Here is a 9,872-nt window from a genome sequence, read left to right as displayed (position 1 = left end):
ATGTGATGAGCCGACATCGAGGTGCCAAACCTCCTCGTCGATGTGAACTCTTGGAGGAGATCAGCCTGTTATCCCCGGAGTACCTTTTATCCGTTGAGCGATGGCGCTTCCACACGCCACCACCGGATCACTAAAACCTACTTTCGTATCTGCTCGACTTGTATGTCTCACAGTTAAGCTCCCATATGCTTTTGCGCTCAGCGTGCGATTGCCGACCGCACTGAGGGAACCTTTGTACGCCTCCGTTACAATTTAGGAGGCAACCGCCCCAGTCAAACTGCCCGCCTGGCATTGTCCCCCGACCCGCTATAGGGCCTTAGGGTTAGAATCCTAATACAGTAAGGGTGGTATTTCACATTTCCGCTCCATCCCGGCTAGCGCCGAAACTTCAAAGCGTCCCACCTATGCTACACATACCGGATCAAAATCCAGTACCAGGGTACAGTAAAGGTTCCGGGGTCTTTCCGTCTTGATGCAGGTAACCGGCATCTTCACCGATACTACAATTTCGCCGAATCACTCGTTGAGACAGCGGCTCTGTTGCTACACCATTCGTGCAGGTCGGAACTTACCCGACAAGGAATTTCGCTACCTTAGGACCGTTATAGTTACGGCCGCCGTTTACCGGGGCTTCAAGTCAGAGCTTCACCCGTCTTGCGACGGGATGACCCCTCCTTTTAACCTTCCGGCACCGGGCAGGTGTCAGACCCTATACATCCTCTTCCGAGTTAGCAGAGTCATGTGTTTTTGCTAAACAGTCACAGAGCCCACTTTAGTGTCGCTTCTTCGCGCTACATAAGTATTTACTTGACGCTAATGAAGCACCCCTTCTTCCGAAGTTACGGGGCTATTTTGCCTAGTTCCTTAACGAGTGTTAATTCGAGCGCCTGAGGATATTCTCCCCGCCTACCTGTGTCGGTTTGCGGTACGATCACTCATTAAACTCGCCCCGGAGGCTTTTCTCGACAGTGTGGCCCAAGCCAGTTCGCCTTTTCCGTAGATTGGGCTCCCATTCGCCTCTCAGTCTGTTAAGACTTACGGGCTTAGACGACCACATCCAACCGGTCGATGGTTCTACCTCCTGCGTCACTCCAAGATTGATAACGCGAAATGAGTGGTATCTGAATATTAAACAGATTGTCCATCACCTACGCCTTTCGGCCTCGGCTTAGGATCGACTAACCCTGGGTGGATTAACCTTCCCCAGGAAACCTTAGGTTTACGGCGTGTCCGTTTCTCGCGGACATTTGCGCTACTTATTCCGGCATAATCACTTCTAATTCCTCCAGCAGTCTTTACAGTCTGCCTTCGCTGTACTATAGAACGCTCCCCTACCACTTGTATCGTCCGAAGACGATAGCAAATCCGTGGCTTCGGTACCATGCTTAGCTCCGATTATTTTCGGCGCGAGACCACTCGACCAGTGAGCTGTTACGCACTCTTTAAATGATGGCTGCCTCTGAGCCAACATCCTGGTTGTCTAAGAAGACTCACATCCTTGTACCACTTAGCATGAATTTAGGAACCTTAGCCGTCGGTCTGGACTGTTTTCCTTTTGAGAACGAAGCTTATCCCTCGCTTTCTGACTCCCGTGATACGGGCGGTAGCATTCGGAGTTTCGTTGGGTTCAGAAACCCGGTAAGGCTCTTAGCCCATCGAGTACTCTACCTCCACCGCCTATTACACGAGGCTATCCCTAAAGATATTTCGGGGAGAACCAGCAATAACCAAGTTTGATTAGTCTTTCACTCCGACCCTCAGCTCATCCCATAACTTTTCAACGTTAACGGGTTCGTACCTCCAGCTGGTTTTACCCAGCTTTCGCACTGGCCATGGGTAGATCACCTGGCATTCGGGTCTGCTTGACGCAACTATGGTCGCCCTATTAAGACTCGCTTTCGCTACGGCTACCCTATCAACTTTCGTTGGAAGGTTAACCTTGCTGCGCCCAGCAACTCGCCGGATCATTAACCAAAAGGCACGCGGTCACACATTACGCATCCGAAGATGCGTCATAGTGCTCCCACCGCTTGTAAGCTTATGATTTCAGGTACTATTTCACTCCCCTTAAAGGGGTTCTTTTCAACTTTCCCTCATGGTACTTGTTCACTATCGGTCACGAGATAGTATTTAGCCTTGGCCTGTGGTCAGGCCGGATTCATACGGGGTTTCACGTGTCCCGCATTACTTGGGATACCACTAGGGTGCTTTGGAATGTCGTTTACGGGGCTCTCACCCTCTTTGGCTGAGTTTTCCAGCTCATTCTACTATTCCTCTACAATCCCACATTGTGGTCCCGCAACCCCCTGCACCTTACGGCACAGGGTTTAGGCTGTTTCCCGTTCGCTCGCCGCTACTAGGAAAATCAATGTCTTTCTCTTTTCCTCGGGTTACTGAGATGTTTCACTTCTCCCGGTTTCGCTTCAGGCACCTATGAATTCAGTGCAAGATTTCACGGTATTATCCGTGAAGGGTTTCCCCATTCGGAAATCTCCGGATCAAAGTCTGTTTGCGACTCCCCGGAGCATATCGCTGCTTACCACGTCCTTCTTCGCCTTCTCGTACCAAGTCATCCGTCATAAGCTCTTAGTAGCTTGACCATTTTAATTCTTCATTAAAATGTAAAGTTGTTCGCTTTTGGCAACAAACAACGTCAATGTTTTGATGCTCGATTTACCTATGTTTTGTTACTTGCATTTGTTACTTTGGATAACATTTACTATGGATTGTCAAAGAACGAGCTTTCTCCGCCTCGCCCTATGCGTACTATCCGGCGGAAAAAAATTCTTATATATCAAAATTTCAAATAAGTTAGCTGGTGGAGATAACCGGGATCGAACCGGTAACCCCCAGCTTGCAAAGCTGGTGCTCTCCCAATTGAGCTATATCCCCACAAAACTTGGTGGGCCCATCTGGAATCGAACCAGAGACCTCCGCGTTATCAGCACGGCGCTCTAGCCAACTGAGCTATAGGCCCCTCTGGGCCTATCGGCCCGAAGGGCCGGAGGCCTGATTCGAAAAAGCACTTTTGCCCGATTCATAAATAAAATTATGAGGGCTTTGCTCGCAGTTATATAATTTGGAACAAGCCAAGACGAAACTCTTTTTTTTTCACCGATTTAAGTCGCCCGAGTAGGTGAAACTTACTCGAGGTTTGTGCTTCTTTTGTTTAAAGTCTCCTTAGAAAGGAGGTGATCCAGCCGCACCTTCCGATACGGCTACCTTGTTACGACTTAGCCCTCCTCGCCAACCACACCTTAGACGCCTTCCCCCCTTGCGGGTTAGAAGTAACGTTTTCGGGTGCAATCAACTCAGGTGGCTTGACGGGCGGTGTGTACAAGACCCGGGAACGTATTCATCGCGCCGTGGCTGATGCGCGATTACTAGCGATTCCGGCTTCATGAGGGCGAATTGCAGCCCTCAATCTGAACTGGCCCAGCTTTTTTGGGATTTGCTCCACCTTACGGTATTGCGTCTCTTTGTAGCTGGGATTGTAGCACGTGTGTAGCCCTCGGCATAAGGGCCGTACTGACTTGACGTCATCCCCACCTTCCTCCCGTTAAACACGGGCAGTATCGCTAGAGTGCTCCCTTGCGGGTGGCAACTAACGACGAGGGTTGCGCTCGTTGCGGGACTTAACCCAACATCTCACGACACGAGCTGACGACAGCCATGCAACACCTGTGCAAAAGTGTCTTTAGGACAGGTCTCTACTTTCATAGAGATTTCAAATGCATGTCAAGCCGAGGTAAGGTTCCACGCGTAGCGTCGTATTAAACCACATGCTCCACCGCTTGTGCGGGTCCCCGTCAATTCCTTTGAGTTTCAGTCTTGCGACCGTACTCCCCAGGTGGTTCACTTAATGTGTTTACTGCGGCACCGAACCCAGAGGGCCCGACACCTAGTGAACATCGTTTACGGCTAGGACTACCAGGGTATCTAATCCTGTTTGCTCCCCTAGCTCTCGCGTTTCAGTGTCAGCAGACATCCAGTAAGTCGCCTTCGCCACTGGTGTTCCTCCCGATATCTACACATTTCACTGTTACACCGGGAATTCCACTTACCTCTCTGTCGCTCAAGCAAATTAGTTTCGAATGCAGTTCCTTGGTTAAGCCAAGGGATTTCACATTCGACTTAATTCACCACCTACACGCCCTTTACACCCAATCAATCCGAGTAACGCTTGCCACCTCCGTATTACCGCGGCTGCTGGCACGGAGTTAGCCGTGGCTTCCTCTGCCGGTACTGTCAAACCTTCTCCTTTATTAAAAGAGAAGACCTTCCTCCCGGCTGACAGTGCTTTACAATCCGAAGACCTTCATCGCACACGCGGCGTCGCATTGTCACTCTTTCGAGCATTGCAAAAGATTCTCGACTGCAGCCTCCCGTAGGAGTCTGGGCAGTGTCTCAGTCCCAATGTGGCTGACCATCCTCTCAGACCAGCTACCCGTCAAAAGCCTTGGTGGGCCATTACCCCGCCAACAAGCTGATAGGACGCGAGCTCATCTCCAAGCGACGGGCCTTACGGTCCCCGTCTTTTACCACTGCTAGATGCCTAGCTGTGGTCATATGCGGTTTTAGCCTCGGTTTCCCAAGGTTATTCCCCACTCAAAGGTAGATTGCTCACGTGTTACGCACCCTTTTGCCACTATACCTTGCGGTATCGTTCGACTTGCATGCCTAAACCACGCCGCCAGCGTTCACTCTGAGCCAGGATCAAACTCTCCAATTGAATATCTATTAGAGTTATCTGTCTTGGCTCGTTCCAAAAATTGATCGCTAACTTAAAACTCGTCTTTTTAAAGAACAAGTGAAAAAAAATCCGTCCAGGGGACGGACTTTATACAACAAAAAAGACGTCAGAGACGTCTTAATATTTCATCCTCTGCTACTTTATGTATTCCAAAATTTTAAGGTGAAGTGATCAAAAACTTCTCCTTCTTGCGACACTGTTATCCACACCTTAGCGGTATGCAATCAGTTCTGTCGCGGAAGTCAAGTATATCATTTTCAGGATTTTTGTCAAGCGTTATTTTAAACTTTTCGCTAAAATATTTTTCTTAGCCTTGGGCGCGGAATTTTCTCACATTATCTTAAGCCTTGGGGAAAATTTTTTAAACTAATCCTGGCGAATTTCTTACCCACCCTTATCTTATATTCCCTGCCTGCCGGAAGCCCTAAATTGACGTCGGAAATCCTGGCCCCATCCACCTCAACAGCCCCTTCCTGGATCTTACGTTTCGCCTCACCCTTACTGGAAAGTAATTTGGATAAATCGGAAAGGACCTCCGTAATCACTGCCTTATCACCCTGTATCTGTACTTCTGTTAAATTTATATCTTGGGGGAAACCCTTGTCTTTGAATGCGCGGTCGAATTCCTCAATCTGTTTGTCAGCTTCAGTCTTACCGTGGTATTGTGCGGTGATGATTGCTGCCAAATTCACTTTGGCCTGTTTAGGATGCAATTTCCCAGCGTTAACCTCAGCCTTAACCTTTTCGACATTCTCATCCGTTAAAAGTTCATAGTATTTCCACATAAGTTCATCTGAAACCGACATAAGTTTGCCGAACGTGTCCTTGGCCGTTTCATTAATACCAACGTAATTGCCGAGCGATTTAGACATCTTGTTTACGCCGTCAAGACCTTCGAGAAGCGGCATTGTTATTACTACCTGCGGATTCTGCCCATAGGACCCCTGAAGATCCCTGCCGACCAGCATATTAAACTTCTGATCCGTTCCTCCGACTTCTATATCCGATCTCAATTTTACAGAATCGTATCCTTGCATCAGTGGATAAAAAAGTTCCGAATAACTTATTGGACGATTTTCCTTTAATCGTTTCTCGAAATCATCCCTTTCCAATAACCTCGCTACGGTGTATTTTTGTGCCAGTTCGATAAATTGCTCAAACCCGAAAGGATGTTCGCCGTTTCCGCTGAATGGCTTAATAAACCAATCTCTATTATGTTTTATTTCAAGAAGTCTTGGGTCCTCACGCAATATCCTTTTGGCTTGATTTACATACGTTCTGGAATTTCTATCTACTTCCTCTATAGGCAAAACTTTTCTGGTCTGTGACTGACCTGATGGATCACCAACTAATGCGGTAGCATCACCGATTAAAAATATAACCTTATGCCCTAGGTCCTGAAAATGCCTCAGCTTCCTTAATAATACCGTGTGGCCCAGGTGTATATCCGGTGCGGTGGGATCAAAACCCGCCTTCACAACAAGCGGTTTATTGGTTTTGATGGCGTTATCGAGCTTCTTCTTAAGCTCTTCAAGCTGTATTATCTCTACTGTCCCACGCCTTATCAGCTCTAATTGTTTATCTATATTTTTTTCCATAATGAGGACATTTTACCAGATTAAACTGCACATAACAATAAAAAAGGCCCGGTAAATTAATACCGGGCCTTTTGGTCGATCTAGGTTACAACTTTGTTACTTTTGATGCCTGTTCCCCTTTTGGACCCTTGGTGACCTCGCATTCGACGTCCATACCCTCGTCCAAAGTCTTATAGCCATCACCCTGAATCGCGCTGTGATGTACGAATACATCCGTGCCCGAATCAAGTGTAATAAATCCATAACCCTTCTGGTTGTTAAACCATTTTACTTTTCCTTTTACCATTGCTTCCTGTTCCTCCTTTCAACTATATTAAGCATTTAAATAAGCCGCACACAAAAAAACCGTAAGGTTTAGACTCTGCCTCACGGTTCAAGTTGCTAATCCTATCTAATACTCGAAGGCGAGTATACACTACGTATCATATTTTGTCAAGGGAAATTTTAACTTTTATTTTAACTTTATTAATTAGTCGGACTTTTACTCGCAAAAGACGGGAGCGGGTGAAATCTTTACTGAATTCGCGCCGACCATTTCTACCACTGCATCGCTATCCGTCTTTTCTTCCTCCGTAACTATATGCGTCACCTTTAAATGCGGTAAATCAGTATATTCGGACAAATCAACTACCCCGTCTCCCGTCTCGGACCAAAGCACAAAAACAGGCTTTTTATCTTCAAATGAAAATTTATAAATACCGTCTTTTACCTTATTTATTCTTGTAAATCCGGATAATTTTTCAGCCATCAATTTGTATGTGTAATACGCGGGCTTTTTATTCCCATCCATATCTATTAAAGAAAGCCTGGTATAATTATTACTCCATCCCAATGTGGGCCTAAGCGAACTGTAAAATATTTTACTTATACCGCCATCTAAACCTATTACATATCTTTTGATAAGGCAAGAGGCATGTATAGCGGGGTCATAAATATTCGTATCGCGATCCTCGGGTTTAGATAATCCCAACAGCGGGAAAAAATAAAATGGCCCGGCGTTTTCCAATGACCAGATCTCTTTTCCGCGGACATCGTTTTCTTCCATTGCCTTCCTTAGCCACGCGGCTTCATATTTTAAGTTTGAAGAATTATTCTCATATGAATGAAAATCGATCACATCATAGTAAGGGGCAAGATTCTTTATTAAAAATAGCGCCTTATCTCGCATGCTTTCGATCACCGTCAGCATCCCCTCCGGAATATTTTTAAAATAGTATTTCTTGTATTTGTAATCCGGATCCCCTATCTCAAAGTAACCATCCGCCAAATGGCCGTCCATTCCGGCAAATATCCCCACCCCTGTCAATACCCCAAGAATTATCTTTGCCCCAGGATCCTTTCTTTTTATAGCGCTCCTTATCGCAATAAAATGCCTTGCCAGCTCTTGACTGGATGCGGCTTTTCTAATGTCTTTGGAGTCTTTGATCTGCCAGAACCATTCATTTTCAATCTGCCAATATTTAATCGGCCTTCTCTTTATCGCGTCTCTTACGTCTTTGCTCGGATAAAGCCTGTCTCTTGGCCCGCAACCGAAGTCATCGTCTCCGTCATATCTCTCCACGAGATTGCCCACAGCCTTTTCCCACTGCTTTAGATCCCTGCCTTTTATCAAGGCAGACTCAGACATCCCTGTCTCTGATGAGTCCAGGGTTATCACAAAATCACAGTCGCTCTGAACAATGTAATTGTCAACCAGGCGTATATTTTCTGCATTTAGCTTGCCCCTGACCGCTATGAGCCTTATATCAGCTTTTAACTTTTTGACCAGGGCCGCATCATTTTTTCCGGGGGCATGTACGCCGAAAGGGTTCCCATAAACATGCGTTGAAAAACTCAATGATACGATAAGGAGTATTATTATTTTTTTCATTAAGAAATTTTTTTTGTGACAATAAAGGCGATTATGGCGTACCAGCTCGGAATCGCTATATTAGCTATAAATGTATTTGGGTGCATGCATGATTTCTCCCTGATTGTTTTACAATAGAAATTTTATAAACTGATCAGGTTAGATTTCAGAAATTTTTCCGTTGCCATAACTGTCTCATTTTTTGCCTTTGGCGGACTCTGAGCTATCCACATAGTAAAATTATATAGCTCCTGGGTGTCTACGGTCAACCACTTACCATTCATGTGAAGAAAAACGAACAGTGTTGTCATGGCAATTCTCTTGTTTCCATTCTGGAAGGGGTGATTTTTAATCATCAAATAGAATAGAACACTTGCCTTAGATATAAAATCCTTATAAGGTGATTTCCCAGAAAAACTCTGAAATGGCGCTGCTAAACAGCTTTCCAGTCTATTTGAAAATCTCGTAGAAAAATCGGGTATAGGCTCCTTAAACGACATCAACTCTTTGGCTAACCTGAACGCCATGTATTCAACTTCTTTCAGCGTTATAATCTTCATCAATCTCTGCCTAGGAGCCTTAAGACCTCTCCATACTCTTTGACCGTCTTCTTTACAGCATTGTCTATTTCTTTTTTATCCTTTTTATCTAGAGCCTTACCCAGAATATGATCTACGTATTTTTTTGGTATTGCGAAGCTTCTCCCTATCCTTACAGCCTTTATTTGCCCTTTTTTAACCTTTTTATACACAGCTATCCTGCTTATGCCTAAAATTCGGGCCATCTCTTGAATACTGATATATCCCCTATCTTGCATATTCTCACCTTCTAATAAATCTTATCGTTAACCGCTTGCTATTCAATTAACAATTGTTAACCTACATATACAAGGTTAACATATGATCTTTAAAAAAGCAACTCTTATTTACAAACATAAAAATCTCTCTTTACTATAATAGACCTTATCACTTTGGGACACTCCACTTATTTTAACTCGGATAACTTTTCATCGAGAAGCTGTTCATATGGCCGATCAGTAGAGACATATTCAATATATTTTGCCCTTCGTTCGGCATCTATAACAGAAAGAGCAATATATAAAGGGTCTGGCGTTATTATATCATCTGGTATGGTTTTTGCGTAGAAATTATAGCTTGACCAATAGTATTTTTCCGGATTATCGACTATACCTGCCCTTGCGGGATTACGTTCAATATATCTGCCGCATTCCATAAGATATTCATCCTTTTCAATAAGTATGCTCTTATATCTATTCTGAAATAAATAGCCGGAAAAATGATGTTTTCTCTTGTAGTGAAAGGCATAAGTCTGGCATATGCCTTTCATAAGAAAAGAAAGCTCTTCGCCTTTTGCTATTTTTAATAACAAATGGAAATGGTTTGACATAAAACAATAATGGTAAAGATCGAACTGGAATTTTTGCTTATACCTTGCTATCATGTCTTTGAAACTCTTGAAATCCTCGGCTTCCTGAAACAGTCTTCGCCTATCATGCCCCCTGTTAAGAATATGATAGACTGCATTATCATATATGACTCTTCCTATTCTTGGCATAAAAATGCCTCCTTTTTTGCCTTATATGTCCCTACTATATAAGACGTAAAAAGAGGCTAAATTGTTGCAGATTATTTTTAAATATTTTTATTTTCTA

Annotated in this window: 6 protein-coding genes, 2 tRNA genes and 2 rRNA genes; all 10 read right to left on the bottom strand. The window is 44.6% G+C overall.

The window, feature by feature from the left end; all coding sequences use genetic code 11:
* Positions 1-2,600 (bottom strand): 23S ribosomal RNA (locus tag Q8R38_01345); the annotation flags it as partial.
* A 216-nt stretch (positions 2,601-2,816) separates the two neighbouring features.
* A tRNA-Ala gene (locus Q8R38_01340) sits at positions 2,817-2,892 on the bottom strand.
* Between the two features lie 8 nt (positions 2,893-2,900).
* Positions 2,901-2,977 (bottom strand) — tRNA-Ile (locus tag Q8R38_01335).
* 207 nt (positions 2,978-3,184) lie between these two features.
* Positions 3,185-4,732 (bottom strand): 16S ribosomal RNA (locus Q8R38_01330).
* 356 nt (positions 4,733-5,088) lie between these two features.
* Complete coding sequence (gene tyrS / locus Q8R38_01325; protein ID MDP3790672.1) at positions 5,089-6,351, bottom strand: tyrosine--tRNA ligase; 1,263 nt, start codon at positions 6,349-6,351, stop codon at positions 5,089-5,091.
* An 85-nt stretch (positions 6,352-6,436) separates the two neighbouring features.
* Positions 6,437-6,637: a cold shock domain-containing protein gene (locus Q8R38_01320; GenBank protein ID MDP3790671.1), complete on the bottom strand. Its 201-nt coding sequence runs from the start codon at positions 6,635-6,637 to the stop codon at positions 6,437-6,439.
* A gap of 195 nt (positions 6,638-6,832) precedes the next feature.
* Complete coding sequence (locus tag Q8R38_01315) at positions 6,833-8,221, bottom strand: hypothetical protein (GenBank protein MDP3790670.1); 1,389 nt, start codon at positions 8,219-8,221, stop codon at positions 6,833-6,835.
* 122 nt (positions 8,222-8,343) lie between these two features.
* Positions 8,344-8,760 carry a type II toxin-antitoxin system death-on-curing family toxin gene (locus tag Q8R38_01310; GenBank protein MDP3790669.1) on the bottom strand — a complete coding sequence of 139 codons (417 nt, stop codon included), beginning with the start codon at positions 8,758-8,760 and terminating at the stop codon, positions 8,344-8,346.
* Positions 8,760-9,017 (bottom strand): excisionase family DNA-binding protein, encoded by a 258-nt coding sequence (locus Q8R38_01305; GenBank protein ID MDP3790668.1) that lies wholly within the window; start codon positions 9,015-9,017, stop codon positions 8,760-8,762. The genes Q8R38_01310 and Q8R38_01305 overlap by 1 nt, the downstream gene beginning before the upstream one ends.
* Positions 9,018-9,184: 167 nt before the next feature.
* A complete protein-coding gene (locus Q8R38_01300) occupies positions 9,185-9,775 on the bottom strand; it encodes a transposase (protein MDP3790667.1) in 591 nt (196 codons plus the stop codon).
* Positions 9,776-9,872 lie beyond the last annotated feature (97 nt).

It is taken from the genome of Candidatus Omnitrophota bacterium (assembly GCA_030695905.1).
Classification (GTDB): Bacteria; Omnitrophota; Gorgyraeia; order 2-01-FULL-45-10; family 2-01-FULL-45-10; genus CAZHPY01.
Note: the sequence above shows the minus strand (reverse complement) of the source record. Positions and strands in the feature narration are given on the sequence as shown.

Bases quoted from the DNA above. Each gene is read 5' to 3' on its own strand.
- tyrS (MDP3790672.1), bottom strand. From the start codon at position 6,351: ATGGAAAAAAATATAGATAAACAATTAGAGCTGATAAGGCGTGGGACA.
- Q8R38_01320 (MDP3790671.1), bottom strand. From the start codon at position 6,637: ATGGTAAAAGGAAAAGTAAAATGGTTTAACAACCAGAAGGGTTATGGA.
- Q8R38_01315 (MDP3790670.1), bottom strand. From the start codon at position 8,221: ATGAAAAAAATAATAATACTCCTTATCGTATCATTGAGTTTTTCAACG.
- Q8R38_01310 (MDP3790669.1), bottom strand. From the start codon at position 8,760: ATGAAGATTATAACGCTGAAAGAAGTTGAATACATGGCGTTCAGGTTA.
- Q8R38_01305 (MDP3790668.1), bottom strand. From the start codon at position 9,017: ATGCAAGATAGGGGATATATCAGTATTCAAGAGATGGCCCGAATTTTA.
- Q8R38_01300 (MDP3790667.1), bottom strand. From the start codon at position 9,775: ATGCCAAGAATAGGAAGAGTCATATATGATAATGCAGTCTATCATATT.